Annotated in this window: 15 protein-coding genes and 1 tRNA gene; 10 read left to right on the forward strand and 6 right to left on the reverse strand. The window is 68.0% G+C overall.

Translation table 11 applies throughout. From position 1 onward, the window contains the following. Positions 1-34 precede the first annotated feature (34 nt). The 5 genes from HNQ09_RS02930 (at position 35) to HNQ09_RS02950 (ending at position 7,152) form a co-directional block, all read left to right on the forward strand. Positions 35-256 carry a DUF433 domain-containing protein gene (locus tag HNQ09_RS02930; protein ID WP_184025291.1) on the forward strand — a complete coding sequence of 74 codons (222 nt, stop codon included), beginning with the start codon at positions 35-37 and terminating at the stop codon, positions 254-256. Next, positions 253-591 (forward strand): DUF5615 family PIN-like protein, encoded by a 339-nt coding sequence (locus tag HNQ09_RS02935; protein ID WP_184025294.1) that lies wholly within the window; start codon positions 253-255, stop codon positions 589-591. The genes HNQ09_RS02930 and HNQ09_RS02935 overlap by 4 nt, the downstream gene beginning before the upstream one ends. A 73-nt stretch (positions 592-664) precedes the next feature. Next, positions 665-3,547: a DUF1156 domain-containing protein gene (locus HNQ09_RS02940; protein ID WP_184025297.1), complete on the forward strand. Its 2,883-nt coding sequence runs from the start codon at positions 665-667 to the stop codon at positions 3,545-3,547. Positions 3,548-3,576: 29 nt separating this feature from the next. Then, the gene (locus HNQ09_RS02945; protein ID WP_184025300.1) at positions 3,577-3,777 is read left to right on the forward strand and encodes a hypothetical protein; all 201 of its coding nucleotides are present in this window, start codon (positions 3,577-3,579) and stop codon (positions 3,775-3,777) included. Positions 3,778-3,858: 81 nt separating this feature from the next. Continuing rightward, entirely contained in the window at positions 3,859-7,152 is a 3,294-nt protein-coding gene (locus tag HNQ09_RS02950) for a DUF499 domain-containing protein (RefSeq protein WP_184025303.1), read from the forward strand. A 1-nt stretch (position 7,153) separates the two neighbouring features. Here the strand turns inward: HNQ09_RS02950 and HNQ09_RS02955 are convergent, their stop codons facing one another. The 4 genes from HNQ09_RS02955 to HNQ09_RS02970 form a co-directional block, all read right to left on the reverse strand. Then, positions 7,154-7,795 (reverse strand): hypothetical protein, encoded by a 642-nt coding sequence (locus HNQ09_RS02955; protein ID WP_184025306.1) that lies wholly within the window; start codon positions 7,793-7,795, stop codon positions 7,154-7,156. Then, positions 7,792-8,373, reverse strand: coding sequence for a phage NrS-1 polymerase family protein (locus HNQ09_RS02960; RefSeq protein ID WP_184025309.1), 582 nt, complete (start codon positions 8,371-8,373; stop codon positions 7,792-7,794). Before HNQ09_RS02960 ends, HNQ09_RS02955 begins: the two co-directional genes overlap by 4 nt. 257 nt (positions 8,374-8,630) lie before the next feature. Continuing rightward, the gene (locus HNQ09_RS02965; protein ID WP_184025312.1) at positions 8,631-9,689 is read right to left on the reverse strand and encodes a zinc ribbon domain-containing protein; all 1,059 of its coding nucleotides are present in this window, start codon (positions 9,687-9,689) and stop codon (positions 8,631-8,633) included. Between the two features lie 1,707 nt (positions 9,690-11,396). After that, positions 11,397-11,687 carry a MerR family transcriptional regulator gene (locus HNQ09_RS02970; RefSeq protein WP_184025315.1) on the reverse strand — a complete coding sequence of 97 codons (291 nt, stop codon included), beginning with the start codon at positions 11,685-11,687 and terminating at the stop codon, positions 11,397-11,399. Between the two features lie 91 nt (positions 11,688-11,778). On the opposite strand from HNQ09_RS02970, the gene HNQ09_RS02975 reads away from it, so the two are divergent. After that, positions 11,779-12,351: a helix-turn-helix domain-containing protein gene (locus tag HNQ09_RS02975; RefSeq protein ID WP_184025318.1), complete on the forward strand. Its 573-nt coding sequence runs from the start codon at positions 11,779-11,781 to the stop codon at positions 12,349-12,351. Then, positions 12,348-13,661 (forward strand): tyrosine-type recombinase/integrase, encoded by a 1,314-nt coding sequence (locus HNQ09_RS02980; protein ID WP_184025321.1) that lies wholly within the window; start codon positions 12,348-12,350, stop codon positions 13,659-13,661. Before HNQ09_RS02975 ends, HNQ09_RS02980 begins: the two co-directional genes overlap by 4 nt. 100 nt (positions 13,662-13,761) lie before the next feature. Here the strand turns inward: HNQ09_RS02980 and HNQ09_RS02985 are convergent. Both HNQ09_RS02985 and HNQ09_RS02990 read right to left on the reverse strand, forming a co-directional pair. Beyond that, positions 13,762-13,836 (reverse strand) — tRNA-Val (locus HNQ09_RS02985). A gap of 86 nt (positions 13,837-13,922) precedes the next feature. Next, positions 13,923-15,341, reverse strand: coding sequence for an amidase family protein (locus HNQ09_RS02990; protein ID WP_184025324.1), 1,419 nt, complete (start codon positions 15,339-15,341; stop codon positions 13,923-13,925). A 70-nt stretch (positions 15,342-15,411) separates the two neighbouring features. Here HNQ09_RS02990 and HNQ09_RS02995 point away from each other — a divergent pair, with 70 nt between their 5' ends. The 3 genes from HNQ09_RS02995 to HNQ09_RS03005 are packed head-to-tail and all read left to right on the forward strand — an operon-like array spanning position 15,412 to position 18,668. Next, complete coding sequence (locus HNQ09_RS02995) at positions 15,412-16,314, forward strand: prephenate dehydratase (protein WP_184025327.1); 903 nt, start codon at positions 15,412-15,414, stop codon at positions 16,312-16,314. Positions 16,315-16,374: 60 nt separating this feature from the next. Beyond that, on the forward strand, positions 16,375-17,220 hold the full coding sequence (locus HNQ09_RS03000; protein ID WP_184025330.1) for an SDR family NAD(P)-dependent oxidoreductase: 846 nt from the start codon (positions 16,375-16,377) through the stop codon (positions 17,218-17,220). After that, entirely contained in the window at positions 17,217-18,668 is a 1,452-nt protein-coding gene (locus tag HNQ09_RS03005) for an AMP-binding protein (protein ID WP_184025333.1), read from the forward strand. Before HNQ09_RS03000 ends, HNQ09_RS03005 begins: the two co-directional genes overlap by 4 nt. Positions 18,669-18,737 lie beyond the last annotated feature (69 nt).

Raw genomic sequence — 18,737 nt, forward strand, 5'->3', positions numbered from 1 at the left:
GTTTCCCAGCCGGGTCCCGCCTTATGCTGAGGGCATGAACCTGCTGGAGCGCATCACCGTCAACCCCGCGCAGTGCGGGGGCCGCCCCTGTATCCGCGGGATGCGGCTGCGGGTCAGCGACGTGCTGGACCTGCTGGGTGCGGGCGTCAGCATCGAGGACGTCCTGGCGGACTACCCCGATCTGGAGCGTGAAGACATCCAGGCGGCCCTGCTGTGGGCGGCACGCTACATCAACCACCCGCGCCTGAGCGCGTGACGTACTGGATCGACGCGCAGCTTCCGCCGCAACTCGCCCCCTGGTTGACCCAGACGTTCGGCGTGCCTGCCTTCAGTGCCGCTTACCTCGGCTACCGGGACGCGCCTGACGACGTGATCTTCCACGCGGCCCGCGCCGCGAACGCCACCGTGATCTCCAAGGACGCCGACTTTCTAGAACGTGTCCTGCGGCTGGGCAGCCCGCCCCGGCTCTTGTACGTGACCTGCGGAAACACCAGCACCCAGCACCTCAAGGCCATCTTTACCGCTACTTTCCCGGCAGCGCAGCAGCTTCTGGAAACGGAGGACGTTGTAGAGATCGCCGACACCCGGTAGAGCGTCACCCACTTTTCATACTCCTCATGTAGCCTTTCCGGGCTATGACTTCTTGCAGGACGACCTCGACCCCATGACCACCCAACCTCTGCGACGCAAGCTGATCGAGGTCGCCCTGCCGCTGGAAGCCATCAACGCCGCCTCGGCCCGCGAGAAGTCCATCCGGCACGGGCATCCCAGCACGCTGCACCTGTGGTGGGCACGCCGTCCACTCGCCACCGCCCGCGCCATCCTGTTCGCGCAACTTGTGGACGACCCGAACGATGCGGGCGCTCCCGCCGAGTTTGTGCAAGCCTGTCGGGAACTGACTATCCTGACGCGCGGCAACGACAAGGATCACCCGCGCGTGCCGGGACGACCGGGGACCTTCGCCACCGCCGAGGACACGCCCCGCAACCGCCTGTTCGACTTCATCGCCGAGCTGGTGGAGTGGGAGAACACCACCAACCAGCCCGTGCTGGAGCAGGCCAACCGTCTGATCCGCCTGTCCACCGGTGGCACGCCGCCTCCCGTCCTCGACCCCTTTTCGGGCGGATGCACCATCCCGCTGGAGGCGCAGCGGCTGGGCCTGGAGGCGCACGGCAGCGACCTGAACCCGGTGGCCGTGATGATCGGCAAGGCGAGCATCGAGATCCCGCCGCGTTTCGCAGGACGCCCAGCGGTTCACACAAGGATGAAGGGCAGCACCTTTCACGGCGCGCAGGGTCTGGCCGCCGACGTGCGCCACTACGGCGCTTGGATGAAGGCGGAGGCCGAGGCCCGGATCGGCCACCTGTACCCGAAGGCCAGGTTACCGGACGGCAAAGAAGCCACCGTGATCGCGTGGCTATGGGCCAGAACCGTCGCCAGCCCTGACCCCGCAGCGGGCGGCGCACACGTTCCCCTAGTGCGTTCCTTTGCACTCAGCACCAAGAAAGGCAAGGAGAGATATGTAGAGCCTGTGGTGGACGGCAACACCTACCGTTTCGTGGTGCGGCACGGCAAACTGCCCGACCACCTGCAGGAAGGCACCGTGGGCCGAACCGGGGCCAGATGCATCCTGACCGGCACGCCTTTTCCGCTGACCTACATCCGCGCCGAGGGCAAGGCCGGACGCATGGGCACACGACTGATGGCGATCGTCGCCGAGGGCAACCGCCAGCGCGCGTACCTTGACCCGACGGAGGAGATGGAGCAGGCGGCGGCAAGCGCGGAACCTCAGTGGAAGCCAGAACAACCACTTGGTAACGACCCCCGCGCTATCACGGCACCCAACTACGGCATGACAACCTTCGGTGACCTCTTCACTCCCCGCCAACTCGTCGCTCTGACCACTTTCTCTGACCTGGTGGCTGAGGCCCGCGAGCGCGTGAAGGCCGATGCCCTGGCCGCTGGGATGCCGGAAGGTCAGCCGCTACGCGAGGGTGGGAACGGGGCGCTGGCTTATGCGGAAGCGGTGGGTGTGTACTTAGGTCTTGTCGTTTCTCGAACCACCGAACGCAACAACAACATGGGGACTTGGGATGCTAGTCCATCCAAGGAACAAGTCAGAGGCATCTTTGCCCGCCAAGCCATATCCATGAACTGGGATACTGCTGAAGGCAACTTTTTTGCTTCCTCCTCGGGGACGATCGGGCCAAGTATCGACTGGGTGGCAAAGGTTGTAGAGATGTTACCGGCCACTGTCGCCGGATCGGAACGTCAGCTTGACGCCGCAGCCCGCCTTGTCCCCCCCAAGGCGGTCATCTCCACCGACCCGCCCTACTACGACAACATCGGCTACGCTGACCTGTCCGACTTCTTTTATGTGTGGTTGCGTCGTTCACTGCGCTCTACTTACCCCGACTTGTTCGGCACGATGGGTGTACCGAAGCGAGAAGAACTCGTTGCCAACCCGTTCAGGCAAGGCGGCAAGGACGCCTCTGAACAGTTCTTCCTCAAGGGCATGACGCAGGCCATGCACAACATGGCGACCCAGGGCAACCAAGAGTATCCGACGGCCATCTACTACGCCTTCAAGCAGGCTGAAACAACAGGGAGCGGCGTGAGCAGTACCGGTTGGGCCACCTTCCTTGAAGCCGTGATCCAAGCTGGCTACTCCATCAACGGCACTTGGCCTGTTCGGAGTGAGCTGAGTAACCGTATGCGTGGGCAAGGCTCCAACGCTCTTGCCACTTCCATCGTCATGGTCTGCCGCCCTCGCCCTCAGGACGCCCCGCTGACCACCCGCACCGACTTCCTGCGCGAGTTGCGCCGCAGTCTGCCCACCGCACTCTCGGCCCTGACCGCCAGCAACCTGCTCCCGGTAGACATGGCCCAAGCCAGCATCGGCCCCGGCATGGCGGTCTACAGTCGCTACCGAGATGTGCTGGAGTCTGACGGTTCGCGCATGCCCGTGCGCGTGGCGCTGCAACTGATCAACGCGGCGCTCGACGAGTACCTGGCGGAGCAGGAAGGTCACCTGGACTCGGACACCCGCTTTGCGGTGACGTGGTTCGAGACGCACGGGTTGGAGGAAGCGGCCTACGGCGACGCCGAGACGCTGGCAACCGCGCGCGGCGTGAGCGTGGCAGGCGTGGCCGAGGCAGGCCTGATCCTGTCCAGGGCGGGCAAGGTCCGGCTGAAGCGGAGGGATGAACTGGCCGCAGGCTGGAACCCGCAGGCGGACAAGCGCCCGACCGCCTGGGAAGCAGTGCAGCACCTCGCCCGCATCAACGACCAGGAGGGTGCGGATGCTGCGGGCAGGCTGATGGCTCAGCTTCAGGCTTCTGCATCAGGTGATCTCGCCGATTCCGCGCGGCAACTGGCCTACCGCCTTTACGGCATCTGCGAGCGCAAGGGCTGGAGCAGCGAGGGGCAGGTCTACAACGCCTTAGTGGCCTCGTGGGGCCAAGCAGCAGAAGCGGCAGCGCGGGCTGAGGCAGAAACGGCTGACGCCCGCATGGAAACGCTGCTGGAGCAGATGGGGAGGAACTAAAAGGCACAGCCCAACACACCTTGGTCAAGATGACCAAGACTATCGGCTTGACTGACCACATCCTGCTGAGTGATGCGTCACCGCCCTGGGTCGTGCAGCTTCGCTGCGGCAACCTGCGCGCCCGGGCGCTGCGGGAGTTTCTGGAAAGCCAGTGGTCCCAGGTGCTCACCCTTCTGCCTGGGCACCGGCTGGTGCAGTTGTACGCCGACCGCATCAAGGCGGTCAGCTGACCGAAGCCAGGCCGCGTTTCCACGCAGGCACAGCACCTGCGCGACGGTCGGCCTCGGGCAGGCTGTAGCCTGTGCCCGTATATGGCTCTCTCCAACCGGCAACGCGTTCAGGGCGCGCAGGACGCCCTCCTTGAAGAACTGGTGGTGTACGTCGAGAAGGGTCTGCTGAAGGCGTTCGGCACAGACTGGGTGGGCCGCGTGACTGCGCGGTTCTCCGGCGTCCCCGTGGATGGCGTGGGCAAGCCGGTCTGGGACATGCAACTCTTGGTCAAGGTGATCGCCGACTTCTGGCACGACGCCTTTGGCGACAAGCTGCGCCCGGACGACCGCAACCACATCTTCGAGTTGCGCAGCTGGCGCAACGCGCTGGCCCATGACCAGCCGTTCACTTACGACGACACCCACCGGGCACTGGACACCATGCACCGGGTCGCCAGCGCCATGAAACTGCCAGTCGCGGCCTACCTGCTCAAGGAACGCGACGAGACGATGCGGATCAAGCTCCGTGAGCAGGAACGCGCGGTGACCCGCAGTGTCACAGTGGTCGAGGGCCGCGTCCCGGAAGGTCTTAAGGCTTGGCGGGATGTGATCATCCCGCACCAGGACGTGCGCGAGGGCAACTTCATGGCCGCCGAGTTCGCCGCTGACCTGGCGCAGGTGCACAAAGGCGAGGCCAGCTCCGAGTATGGCGACCCCCAGGACTTCTTCGCCCGCACCTACATCACGGCGGGCCTGCGTGACCTGCTGACCAACGCCCTGAACCGGCTGGGCAAGGGCGAAGGCGATCCGGTGGTCGAACTCCAGACTAACTTTGGGGGCGGCAAGACGCACTCCATGCTGGCGCTGTACCACCTTTTCGGCAAGGTGCCCTCGCGAGAACTGGCCGGTCTGGAGGAGGTTCACTCCAGGGCGGGCCTGTCCACAGCCCCAACCGGTGTGAACCGCGCGGTGCTGGTCGGCACGGACCTGGGCATCGGCCGCCGCATGCAGCAGGACGGCACGGTGACCAACACCCTCTGGGGAGAGATGGCCTACCAGCTCGCGGGTGCGGCGGGCTACGCCCTGGTCGCCGAGGCTGATCAGCAGCGCACCAACCCTGGTGCGGAGATGCTGACGCGGCTGCTCACGCTGGCGAGCCCCTGCCTGATCCTGATCGACGAGTGGGTGGCGCAGCTGCGCGAGCTCTACGGGCGGAGCGACCTCAACGCCGGTTCGTACGAGTCCAACATCTCGTTTGCCCAGTCCCTCACCGAGGCCGCCAAGCGGGTGCCTCGCGCCCTGGTCGTCGCCAGCCTCCCCCAAAGCCAGTCGGAGGTGGCGGGCCAGGGTGGCAGCGCCGCGCTGAGCGCGCTTCAGGAGACGTTCAAGCGCGTCCAGAGCACCTGGCTGCCCGCGAACCCCGAGGAGTCGTTCGAGATCGTCCGCCGCCGGTTGTTCGAACCCCTTCAGGGCGACGCTCACCGACAGGCCGACGCGGTGGTTCGTGCGTTCATGACCCACTACACCACCCACGCAACAGAGTTTCCGCAGGGGGCGTCCGAACCCGACTTTGCAGGGCGGCTGAGCAAAAGCTATCCGATCCACCCCTCCCTCTTCGATGCCCTGTTCGGCACTTGGAGTACCCTCGAACGCTTCCAGCGCACGCGCGGTGTGCTCCGGCTGATGGCCCTGGTGATCCACCGGTTGTGGCAGAGCGGCGAGAAGAGCCTGATGATCCTGCCCGGAAACCTCCCCCTCGACGACGTGCGAGTGCAGGCTGAACTGCGCAACTACCTGGGCGAGGCGTGGGAAGCGATCATGAACCAGGAAGTGGACGGGCCCAACAGCCTGCCTGTCCGCGTGGAGGCCGAAGATAAGAGCGGGAGGCTGGGTCAGGTGGCCGCCGCCCGCCGGGTGGCCCGCACCGTGTTCCTCTGCACGGCGCCCAGGGCGAAGACCGCCCATGCTGGCGTGGAAACGCGCAGCATCCTGCTGGGCAGCGTGCAACCGGGCGAAACTGCTGGCCCGTTCAGCGACGCCCTGCGGCTGATCTCCTCGCAAGCGGTCTACCTCTACGTGGACGCATCGCAGTACTGGTACAGCACCCAGCCCAGCCTCAACCGCCGCGCTGCCGACCTCGCCCTTCAACTGCCCCCGGAGGACGTGACGACCGAGGTCGAGCGCCGCCTGAAGGCACTGGTCAAGAACAAGGGTGCGTTTGCCGGTATCCACGTCACAGACTCCCCAGCCGATGTCCCCGACGACGCGCGTGAACCGGGCGTGCGGCTGGTGATCCTGCCGCCCTCGCAGCCGCACGTGAAAGGCGCCCAGGACAGCGCCGCGGCGCAGCGTGCCCACGAGATCGTCACTCGCAAAGCAGGTGGCGACCGCCTGGGCCGCAACAACGTGGTGCTGCTGGCCGCCGACCGGTCGCGGCTGGATGATCTGCTGAGCCGCACCCGGCAGTACCTGGCGTGGCAGCAGATCCATACCCGCGCCGAGCAAGACAACCTCACGCCGAGCGACAAGCGGCAGGCCGCCGGGCGCATGGAGGAGCACAGCAAAGGGACGGATCTGCTGTTGGGAGCCGCCTACGCCTTCCTCCTAGTGCCCGAGTTGATCACGGGGACCGGTCAACCCACCATCGCACTGCAAGAAACTCGCCTGAATGGCGAGGGCGATCTGCTAGAGCGGACGGCTCGGAAACTTGTGGGCGAGGGCCAGCTGATAGGGACGTACGGCGGCCTCCCGCTCAAGCTGAAGCTTGATGCCCTGCTCTGGAACGGACGGCCTCACCTCCCTATACGGCAGCTGCTCGAGTACTTCGCGCAGTACCTCTACCTCGACCGCCTGGAAAACGCCCAAGTTCTGCTGAGCGCCATCCAGGATGGGCTGACGACAAAGCAGCCCTACTTCGCCTACGCCGACGGCCAGAACGGTGAAACGTACCTCAACCTCCGGTTTGGTGAGCCAGCGACCGTTCGGGTTGACGACCACTCGCTGCTGGTCAACATCGAGGCGGCGATGCGCCAGCGGCTGGCCGAGCAGCAACAGGCGATATCGGTCGGGGCCGCCGCAGCTCACCAGGTGACGACGGGTGTGACGACCACTGCCAAGGCTGGACACGTCCAGGGCGGCACCCCGCCTACCCCCCCGGTCCCGGCCCCGGTCCTGCCCACCCGCGCGCACCTAGAGGGTACGCTCGATGGAACCCGGATGGTCAAACGGTTCGAGGACATCTACGCCGAGATCATCCAGCAGCTTATCGAGGCCGGTGCCGGCGTCCAGGTGGAGGTGGTCATCCGCGCCCAGGCGCCGCACGGGCTGGCAACCCATCAGCAGCGCGCAGTGCTGGAAAACGCGCGGAGCCTGGGGCTGACTGCCGAGTTGGAGTAGTTCAGGTTTTCCAGGGCACCTCACCCATCAGTAACCTCAACTGCCCCTCCCCTCCCCCCCCTGTGTCCATCCCGCCGGGCATGAGGCGCCACGCCGGATAGGCGTCCCACTGAAACCCCAGGTCCAGGGTCCAACCGTGAGCCTCCAAGCGGATCTCCGCCCAGTCCAGGCGCTGGGCTTCTGCCACTGCCTGGACTGGCAGGACTGGACCGCACGGCGGTGAGCACTCCCGCCCGAGGACGAACTGGGCCCAGGGTGGCAACTGACGTGCCCAGTCCGTCCGGGCACGAACTGCGCCCGATACGCCTGTAACCCCTACCCAACCCGGGCAGAGTGGGCGCACCAGCGCTGGCCCGGACAGCACGGGCTGGCGAACGCGGCCCACGTTCAAGGACTGACCCTGCTGCTCCTCGCGCGCCAGTTGGTTCTGCTCCAGCTCGATGACGTACTCCACGAGCGCACGGGGGAAGATCCTGGCTGCGCTCTGAGCGGTACCCTGGAAAACGGCAACCGGAGTATCCGGACACAACTGCTGACGCCGCACGGCCAGGCGGAGGTCAGTCAGCCGATCAGCCAGTTTCAAAAGCCGCGCTGCCTGCTGCCGAGTGGGCAGCAGATCAAGCTCGTAGTAGTGATCGTTCATGCATCCTCCCTTGAACCCCAGACAGGGCCACCTAACTCCAGCGCGCGCTGGATCGTGCGCGGGAGATAACCGCCGCGACCCCACTTTTGACGGCTCAGCCCGCTCGCCCGCATCAACCGCTCAAGCTGTGCCACGTCCTGCGTGTAGAACCGCAGCATCCGCACTGCGGCCAGGTCGGCCTCGCTCTGGCTGGGATAGCCCCCCGCTTCCCAGTCGCCCGCCAACAACCGGCGGGCACGTGGCCCGTTTCGCGCCCGGGTCAGCAGGTCAAGGACCCGCTGGTCATCCAACTGCAGGTCAGCACCCTCAAGCACCTCCGGCCTCCTCTCCGTGAGCGGGGCGGTCAGGAAAGGATGCACCGCATCCAGACTGCGGCTCCGGTCTGGCAGGGCGGAACCCGTGACAGTCACGAACCCAGTCCCCAGCACCTCGACTCCAGGCACCCGACGGTTTCGAGTGACATCCCCTCTCAGCCAGACATGCACGCCCAACCCTGAGGGCGAACGCTCGGCATAGCTGCCGATGTCCGCCAGAAGTGCCCTGCCCTGGTTCGATAGCGGGTGGTCGAGGTCGAGCACGCACACACCGCAACCCCCCGTGAGTACCACGCCGATCCCGGCGGCTCCGTGTCCAGCGGCAAGGTCCAGCGCCTCGCGCCAGGGCACGCCAGCCTTTCGGCCATCTACCGGTCGCAGCCGACCCCGGGTGGGCAAAGCTGGCACCTTCCCGATCCCGCCACTTTCCCTGGGCAACGCGATCCAGGGCAACCAGCGGGACAGCGCCAGGACGGCAAGCGGCAGCGTGACCTCCAAGTGCTCTGGCTCAGGAAGCCCCATCACCGCGCCCACCGGCGGCCACCCCAGCCTCGCCGACGGATGTTGTGTGCGGCGTTTTCATGGGCGTTGAGCGAACCGCATGCCCGGCAGCTGAACCTGTCCCGCAGACGTTGCCCGGGGAGGCCACAGCGGTGACAGCGCAGGCTGGTGTGGTGCGGAGCCACCCGCCGTAGTGGGATACCAGCGGCGTACAGCCGCTGTGGCAACCATGACTGCAGCCAGTCGGCGACTGCACGCTCACGGCTACGTTCAACGAAGTCACTCTCGAAGCCGGACAAGGTCAACTTCTCAACCGAGACGGCCGACGCCCGGGCGATGATCTGATCGGTGAACACCTCCAGCGCCTGGCGCGCAGCACCCGAGATCAGGCGCTCGTAACGGCGCTCCACCTCATGCTGCATCCCCGGGCGCAGTCCGGCGATCTGTCTCTCGAGCGCACGCAAACCTGCGCCGGTGAGCAGGTGCAGCGGAGCGGTACTCAGGACCGTGTTGACCCCTGCAGCGACAGCCAGAGGCGAGAGGCCGACATCGATGCCGAGAACGCATCCGCCCTGCGACCTGGGAGGGCGGGGCATCTCGAACGCCAAGCTGACGAACCACAGGCCATCCAGATCTACGAGTCGAGTTTCAGCCCGGAGCCAGCTACCCGGTTCAGCCGGCAGGTCAGTAACCGTAGGCTGCCGCCCCTGCCGTGTGGTTGTCACCAGATCCGTCACCCACGCTCGCCGCTGCAGCAGGGACATGGGCGCCAGCAGACCGTTTGCGAGCACATCCTGGTTTTCGAACTGCTCGTAGTTTTTCGAACCTGCGATCAGCAGGCGATGTTCCGTCAGCGGCAGACGGTGCAGTTCCGCTGTCAGGCTCAGGTGTCCCATCCGCAACCGCTCGTCGTGGATGGCAGTCTGGTCCTGGAGGGCCGCGCGGTCCGGAGCGTACACGCGGCCACCGAACATGCCGGGGAGTGGCTGGGAGCGCTGGGCCAGCCAGCCCTTCCGGGTGAGTTCGCGTAGTCGCGGTGCGTCTGCGTTGTCGATCCTGAGGTGGTGTCTCGTTTGCATCTTTCCTTCCTCCAGAACTCGTCTCCTCTCTCCTCTGCTTGACCCTGCTGGCCCTTCCCCTACTCCCTCGCCGCTGCCCGCCCGTAGAGTGGGCAACAGGGTTTTTGATCCGACAGCCGAACCCGCAGCCACGGGCACCGTGATGCGTGGTTCTCGGGCCGGGCTGTGTCCGAGGAGTTCTAGGTCACTTGAAGTTTCTACAGACCATGACTTCCGTCTGGCACGCATGGGCGCTCCGCGCGCTCATGTGACGAAAAGACGTCCACAACGGTGGTAAGGCCCCGTGCTTCTGCACACGATGGGTCTCCGCGGTCGCATCAACCGGTGGTGGGTTAGCCGGTAGATGGTGCCCGCGGTGAACCCGTGGTGGGTACCCGTGATGAACTTGCGGTGGGTTCAGTGGTCATGCTGCTCATGGCTCTGTTGATCAACGCACGGTGGGTTGCCAGTACCAACAACAGTCGCCCCTGGTAGGTTCCACCGTGTGACCAACACCTCACAGGTGCGCGCATGGAGCATGGCCCACGATGACCGGTCGCTGTCATCGTGACGGCCGTAGACATAGCCGCCTCGACCGGTGACAGGGAGGGCCAGAGGCCAGGGCACGGGTGGCTCCTAAGGAGCACCGTTCCTAAGGTGTATGGAGTTATGCCGTAAGCAGTAGGAGGCAGGTCGTGAGCAGCATGATCAGCACTGGCCGGAGCCAGATGGGCCGACGTCTTGGGAGTAGTGGCGCTACGCGCGCCGTACTCCCCTGGCAGGGCGGCGTTCGTTCGGGGAGGTCAGTCCCATCTCCCCATGTTGCTGGCTGGCGTCCCGCCTCGCCCGGCTGAGGCAACAGCACAGGCGAAAGAAGAGTAGTACGCCCGGGAATCCGCGACTCGCGTTCGTGCACAACCGGGCTAGGGCTTTTGCGTTCGCTAGCAGCGGGTGACAACAGTTCAGGAGGCGGCGCTGGTACCGGCACCTGGGGAGGGCACCTCGGCAGATGCTGGGTCCAGAGAGTGCGCCGCAGCCCCTGAAGGCCGCGCTCCCGGCACATCCCCAGCCCGGTCTGCAGGGCATCCACAGCGGCCAAGTAGTGCGGATGCTGTTCCCCTCGCGGGCGGAACCACTTCGCTCCAGCGTGCGAGGGTTTATGGAGGTAGGCGATCAGACGACTCAGGTCAGCCGCACCGGCGCGGATGCGGGTGCAGCCCTGACGCCGTGCCCTGATGATGACGCCGTCACCCGTAACGAACTCCCACCGGGTCCGCTGCGTCGGCGGCGAACTGGCCGGGACGATCAGGTGGAGGTGGAGTCCGCCGGCACGCAGGCGGGTACTCCTTTCCAGCTTGATCACCGCAGGTGTCGCGGGCAGGAGGTGGGCGATGAACGCCCGCACCTCATCGATGGTGGCTGGGTTGTAAGGGTTGTCATCGATGCCCGCCACCGCCACGACGACGTGCGTCCAGTCCCCCCGCAGACTCAGCAACCTCTCTGCGAGAACGCGACTCTGTTCGTCACTGGCCCGCCGCCGGAGCCGGTCGTCGGGCTGACGCGGGGGGCTGGTTATCTGGGGCGGGTGGGACTGGGCTAGTACTGGCAGGGCGTCAGCCTGGGGACTCACCTGCCTAGTCGCAGTGGCTTTGTCCCGGCGAGGCAGCCATGACGAGCACACGGCAACGATGCCGAGCCACAGGGAGCGGAAGAGCGCCGTCACTCCGTTCAGTCGGCGGCGTTGTTGAGGTGGTTCTGGGCCGTCGTTCTGAACGTCTCGATGAGCTGCCGCTTGGAGAACAGAAAAGCTTTGCCCCACCGGGTGCAAGGCACTTGTCGACTGTGCACCAGCCCCAAGAGCTCAGCCTGGCCGATCCGCAGGAACTGCGCCGCCTCCGCGGTTTTCAGGATCTTGTCGTGCTCGTGCTCGACCTGATCGCGCGACACCACTGCCTGCTCCAACCGCTCCAGCACAGCAAGGATCTGAACCAGGATGGCGAGCGTGGTGATGTCGTTCATGGCAGGACTCTGGGTCGCGTGTCACTGAGGAGTATGATAAAGTCACCTTTGAGGTGACCTCGTGGCAGATCGATCAGGTGTAGACCGGGAGATGTTTGTTAAGACCGGCTTCAGCGCGGAGGAAGCGGGCCAGTTGCTGCGGAGGAAGCGCCGGGCGCTGGACCTGACTCTCGAGGACGTGGTGGCGCGGAGCAACGTCCCCTCAAAGCAGTATCTAAGCAAGCTTGAGTCGGGGACAGTCCACCCCGGGCGCTCCCGGTACGTTGGGAGCCTGGCACCAGTGCTTGGCCTGAGCGAGCAGGAGATGGCCAACATCACCAACCAACCACGACCGATGGAGGCTGTTGACCTGCTCAGGCCCAGTCACCTGGATGCGGTGGGCGTGCTGGCAGGGCTGAGCCTCCCGCCCCTTGGTGCCTATGTCCTCGAGCGGGAACCGGGGATCATCGTGATGGATGCGACGGAGGACGAGAAGCGCCTGGTCGCTGGCAGACAGTACGTCATGATCCTCCGCGAACGGCCCCAGGGCACCCAGGTGTTTCTGCGAGCACGCGCCCTCCGAGAGGGGGAGGCATCGCTCGTCCTGGCCACGTCAGATCGCCTCTACCGTCCAGACGAGGTCAGGATCGTCGGTCGCATCGTGTTCGAGGGGCAACTGCTGTGACCGAGACCCGCAAGGTCAGAAAGAAGAGCGCCCGGGAACGCGGGAAGCGGGGCCAGCCCTCGATCGTGCAACGTCAGGATGGACGCTGGAGCGTCACGGCAGAGATGCCCCGGGGCGCGGACGGTCGACGACATCGATATCAGGGGACGTTCCCGACCTACGACGCAGCTCTGGAAGCGGCCCGGAAGATCGACTACAACGCGTCTCAGCAACTCTCCAGCGCAGATCGCGACCTCACCGTTGGCCAGCTCCTCCAACGCTGGCAGGCCAGTCAGCCAGCCGGCCGGCACAGTACGGTGGAAAACAGGACCTGGTTGGTAAGCAAGATCAGCGCCAGGCTCGGGACCCGAAGGGTTCAGCAGCTGACGGCCCAGGACATCCAGGCTTTTCTGACAGCCCTGGAACGGGAGGGCAAGGCGGCCAGTACGTGCAACAAGTGCAGGCAGCGCCTGCAAGTGGCGCTGGACGATGCGGTAGACGCGGGCATCATCGCCAGTAACCCAGCCAAACGGGTCAGGGCAGCGCGAGGCACGACTAAGGTTCGCGAGGAGGCATGGACGCCCGACCAGGTCAAGGCGATCCTCCGTTCGGCTCAGCAGTCGCGGTTGTATCCGCTGTTCGTGCTGGCGTTCATGACAGGAGCGCGGCTCGGTGAGCTGGTCGGGGCGCGTCCGCAGGACTACGATCCCGCCACTGGCACCCTCCACATCACCGGGACGGCCCAGAAACACGGGGCACGGGGGGAGCCAAAGACAGAGGCTGCCAAACGCCGCCTGCCCCTCCCGCCGGAGGCCCGTGCCCTGATGGAACAGCATCTCAAGGGTTCGGCTCGGTTAAAGGAGGAGGCTGGTGAGGCCTGGGGCCGGCGCAAGACAACGTCGGAGAGCACCCGCGCGAAACAGCGGGAGGCGGCGCGACGGCGCGGAGGGAGCACCCTCCCGGAGGGTTCGATCCCGCCCTCCCCTCCCGCAGGTCAGTACGAGGCGCTGTTTCCAACAACACACGGCACGCCCTGGAGCCTGCGGAACGTCCGGCGCGAGTGGGCAACGGTCCTGGAGCGTGCGGGCCTCCCGCACCGGCGTTTCCACTCGATCCGATCGGGTTTCGCCACTGCGGCGTTGCAAAACGGAGTGGGGATCAAAGATCTCCAAGACGCGATGGGTCACACATCCCCGCTGATGTCGCTCAGGTACGCCCAGAGCGTGAGTGGCAGCGAAGCGCGTGTCGTGCACGTGGTAGCGCGCCATCTGGGTCTGGCCACCCTGGACAACGTGCCGACCCAGGAGGAGGCGGAGCCGAAAACCGCATAAGCGGGCGCATAACAGCCTTTAGTCTGTCACTTGTCTGTCAAACCTATCTCAGGGCTTGCAAGACAAAAAGCAGGAACGCCGTCGTAGACGGCGTTCCTCTTGGTGGGCGGTGAGGGACTTGAACCCCCGACCCGTCGCGTGTAAAGCGAAAGCTCTACCGCTGAGCTAACCGCCCCACCCTGCCCGGCCGGGCAGCCCGCCCATGCTAGTCGGGGTGGGGCAGGCGGGTCAAGCCGCGCGGCCCCCGCGTCCGGCGGGAGGTCAGGCCGGGTCAAGCGGGAACTGTACCCCGCCCAGCCGCAGGTTGAGGTCGGCGGCCAGCGCGAGCAGGCGGCCGTCACCGGCGGCGGGGCCGGTGAGCACCACGCCCATCGGCGCCCCCTCGTGCAGCCCGGTGGGCACCGTCACGCTGGGATACCCCGCCTTGGCCCCCACCGCGTAGCCGTGCAGGCCGGGCCACAACAGAGCGTCGAGGCCCTGGGCGAAGAGGGGATCGAGGCCGCGCGTGCGGGTCTGGTCGAGGTCGCGGGCGCGGGCCTCGCGGTAGGCGCGCTCCGAGAGGTCGCCGCGCGTGCCCTGGGCGGCGTACAGCAGCGTCTGGCCGTAACGCTGGAGCCGCTCGGGGTCGGCGTCCCCGGCTTCGATGACTTCGGCAAGGCTGTGCGGGCCGTCTTGCACCCCCGCGAGGTAGGCGTTCAGGTCGCGTTTGAACTCGTAGACCAGCACCTCCATGCGCCAGCCGCTGAGTTCGGCGGCGCTGGGCAGGGTCACGTCTTGCAGGGTGGCGCCCGCCTCCACCAGCGCGGCCTCGGCGCGGGCCAGCCCGGCCCGCTCGGCCTCGCTGACCGGGGCGCCGGGGGGGTCGCGCAGCACGCCGACCACGCTGCCCGACAAGGCCCCGGCGGGCAGCGACAGGTCGGGCACCGGAAAGCGGCGGGTCGCCTCATCGGCGTCGTCCGGCCCGGCCATGACCCCCAGCAGCAGGGCGGCGTCGCGCACGCTGCGGGTGATCGGCCCGGCGGTGTCCTGGCTGTGGCTGATGGGCACCACCCCGGTGCGCGGAATCAGGCCCACGGTGGGCTTGAGGCCGATCACGCCCTGCTGCTGCGCCGGGCTGAGAATCGAGCCGCTGGTCTCGGTGCCGACCGCCGCCACGCACAGCCGCGCCGCGACCGCCACGCCGCTCCCGCTCGACGACCCGCCCGTGTCGATGCCCTCCCCCCAGGGATTGACCGTCTGGCCGCCCGCGCCCGAGTACCCGTTGGGCATCCCCAGCGTCATGAAGTTGGCCCACTCGGTCAGGTTGGCCTTGCCCAGAATCACCGCGCCCGCCGCGCGCAGCCGGGCCACCAGCGGCGCGTCCACCTCCGGCACGTGCCGGGTCATCAGCAGGCTTCCGGCGGTAGTGGGCAGCCCCGCCACGTCGATGTTGTCCTTGATCAGCAGGGGCAGTCCGTGCAGCGGGCCGCGCCGCTCGGGAGGCAGGGTGTCGAGCCGCTCCGCGTCGGCCTCGGCGGCCCCGTTGACGGTGATGACGGCGCGCAGCCTGGGATTGTGCGCCCTCAGGCGCGTGAGGTAGGTGCGGGTGACTTCCAGCGCGGTCAGGTCGCCCCGGCGCGTGGCGGCGCTCAGCGAGGCGGCGTCGAGGTCGAGCACGGGATCGGGGCTGTGAGGGGACACGCCGCCGAGTCTACCGCTCGTCTACCCCGCCTGGGCGCCGCCTGGGACGCCGTGCGCTAGCCTTCCCCCCATGAGCGAGGACGCGGCGCGGCAGGGGCAGGCAGAGGCCGCCGGGGGCACACACTTCACGGTCGCCTTTCAGGGCAACCCCGGCGCCTACGGCGAGATCGCCGCGCTGCACGCGCTCGGCAGCGCGGGCGTGCCCCACGCGGGCGTGACCACGCGCGGCTACCCCACCTTCCACGAGGTCGCGCGGGCGGTCGAGACGGGGGGAGCCGACTACGGCGTGCTGCCGGTCGAAAACAGCCTGATGGGCGCCATCCATCAGTCCATCGACCTGCTCTCGGAGACCGACCTGCACGTCGCGGGCGAGGTCGTCGTGCGCGTGACCCACTGCCTGATGGCGCTGCCCGGCGTGCGGCTGGAGGAGGTGCGCCGGGTGGTGTCCCAGCAGCCCGCGCTCGACCAGTGCACCGGACTGATCCGCAACCACGGCCTGCAACCCGTCGCCGCCCACGACACCGCCGGAAGCGCCAAGGACCTCGCGGCCCGCGGCGCCCGCGACGAGGCCGCCATCGCCTCCGAGCGCGCCGCCGAGCTGTACGGCCTGGAAATTCTGGCCCGTGAGATCGAGGACGAGCCGTTCAACTACACCCGCTTCATGCTGCTCTCGCGCGGCGAACCCGCGCCTTCGGACGCGCCGCACAAGACCAGCCTGGTCTTCGCCGTGCGCCATACCCCCGGCTTTCTGGTCGAGACGCTGGCCGAGCTGCGCGGCCTGAACCTCTCGCGCATCGAGTCGCGCCCCCGCCGCGACCGCGCCTGGAGTTACCTGATCTATGTGGACATCGAGGGTTCGGCCCGCGACCCCCAGGTCGCCCAGGCCCTCGCCGGGGTCCTGAGAAAGGCGAGCTACGCGAAGATCATCGGGAGTTACCCGAGGGCGCTGGAGACGGTGGGAGAGGCGGGATAGGAGCCGGCAGCTCCCCGCCCACCGCCAGACGCCCCACCTCACCTGTGCCAGCATCAGTCCATGTCCCTGGCCCGCCTGCTGCTCTCCCCACCCGCCTGCCGTGATCCGGGGGTGCTGCGGGCGGCGGTCGCGGGCCGCCCGGTCCTGGTGACGGGGGCGTCGTCGGGCATCGGGGAGGCGGCGGCGCGGCAACTGGGGGCAGCGGGGGCCGAAGTGCTGCTGCTCGCGCGGCGGGCCGGGCGGCTGGAGGAGGTCGCGGCGGGCATCCGCGCCGGAGGAGGCCGGGCGCACGTCTACCCCGCCGATCTGGCCGACCCCGGGGACGTGAAAGCTGTCGCCGCGCGCATCGGGGCCGAGTTCCCGGACCTCTGGGCGGTGGTCAGCAACGCGGGGAAGTCGGTGCGGCGCCTGGCGCTGGAGGGGGCCGCGCGGAACGACCTTGGGCGGCTGCTGGCGGTCAATCTCAGCGGCCCGGCGGCGCTGCTGCTCGCGCTGCTGCCGGGAATGCTGGAGCGGGGCGGCGTGATCGTGAACGTCTCCAGCGTCTCGGCGCGGCAGGTGGGGGCGCCGCGCTGGGGGGCGTATCAGGGCAGCAAGGCGGGCTTCGACCTGTGGCTGCACGCCCTCGGGGCAGAGGTGCGGGGGCAGGGCGTGCGGGTCGCCAGCGTGTACCTGCCCCTCGTGCGGACGCCCATGATCGCCCCCACCCGCGCCTACCGCTTCCTGCCCGCCCTCAGCGCGGACGAGGCCGCCCACGCCGCACTGCTGCCGCTGGTGCGCCCGGTCGTCCGGGTGGCCCCCTGGTGGCTGCGCCCAGTGGAGGTCGCGGGCCTCCTCGCGCCGGGGCTGCTGGGTCGGGGATTGGCCCGGCTGGAGGACGCCGAGCGGCGCTGGAGTCGGCGGTGAGGGCCGTCTGGCGGGCGGTGCGGCGCAGCGGAGTTCTTGCCCCCGCACCCGCGTCCGCCCTGGCGAGTTTGCTGAGCACCCTCACCCGCGAGGGACCGGGCCTGTACGCGCTGGCCGCGTGGTGGGCGGGCCGGGAGCCGGGTCGGGTGGCGCTGGTGGACGGGCGCGGCCCCGTGACCTTCGGGGAATTGCGCAAGCGGGCCGACCGGGTGACGGCAGCCTTAGCTCCCCACCTCCGCCCCGGTCAGACGGTCGGGCTGCGGGCCGGGCAGAGTGCGGACGCAGTGGCCGCCCTGCTGGGAGCGCTGCGGCTGGGACTGCGGGTGGTCCTGCTGAACCCGGCGCAGTCGGAGGCGGCGTTGGGCGCGTTGGTGCGGGCACAGAATGTCCGGGCGCTGCTGGTGGACACTCCGCTCGGGGAGGACTGGGGCGGCGGGGTGCCGGTGTGGACCCTCACCGATCTGCAAGAAGCACCGCTTCCTCGCAAAAGGCCCCCACCCCACGCGGGTCGCCCGGTCCTGCTGACCTCCGGCACGACGGGCGAGGCGCGGGTCGTGCGGCGCTCGTGGTCGCCGGGGGCGGCACTGGCGAGCGCGGGGGCGCTGCTGGAAGCGCTGGATCTGCGGGCAGGAGCGCCCACCCTGCTGCCGCTTCCCCTCTTTCATGGGCATGGGCTGGCAGCCCTCGCGCTGGGGCTGGGGATGGGGGCACCCGTCCACCTAGCGGCGGGCCGGAGTGCCCGCGAGCTGTGGGCCACGCTGGAGCGCGAGCGAATCGAGGTGCTGGTGCTGGTCCCCACCGTGCTGCACCGCCTCCTGGCGGAAGCGGACGGGACGGCCCCCGCCCTCCGCACCGTCGTGTGCGGCTCGGCCCCGCTGGACCCGGCGTTGGCGGTGCGGGCGCGGGAGCGGCTGGGCGACGTGCTGTTCAACCTCTACGGCTCGACCGAGGCGGGCCTGATCTCGCTCGCCACACCTACTGACCTGAACGCGGCACCAGGCACGGTGGGCCGCCCCCTCCCCGGTGTGCGGGTCCGGCTGGAGGGAAACCGGGGCGAAGTCGTGGTGGGGCGCGACCGGGCCACGGGCGACCTGGGGAGACGGGATCACGCGGGCCGCCTTTTCGTCACGGGTCGGGCGGACGACCTCCTGCTGATCGGCGGCGAGAATATTTTCCCGGCGGAGGTGGAAGCCCAGATCGCCGCGCTGCCCAGTGTGCGCGAATGTGCGGTCTACGGCGTGCCCTCCGCCCAATACGGCCAGGCCCTGCACGCCTTCGTGGTGCCGGAGACGGACGCCCCTGCCGACCCCGAGTGGCACGCCGCCCTGCGCGAGTCCCTGCCCCGCCGCCTGCGCCCGCTGGCCTTCATCCGCTTGCCCGAACTGCCGCGCACCCCCAGCGGCAAGGTGCAGCGGTGGAAGCTGCGGGAGTGCGCGGCGCTGGACTGAGCCGGACCTGTCCATTCCACTCCAGTTCGCCCCGGAGTCCCCGCGCTATCCTCGGGCAGTCGTGCCCCC

This window comes from Deinococcus budaensis, from assembly GCF_014201885.1.
GTDB classification, from domain to species: domain Bacteria; phylum Deinococcota; class Deinococci; order Deinococcales; family Deinococcaceae; genus Deinococcus; species Deinococcus budaensis.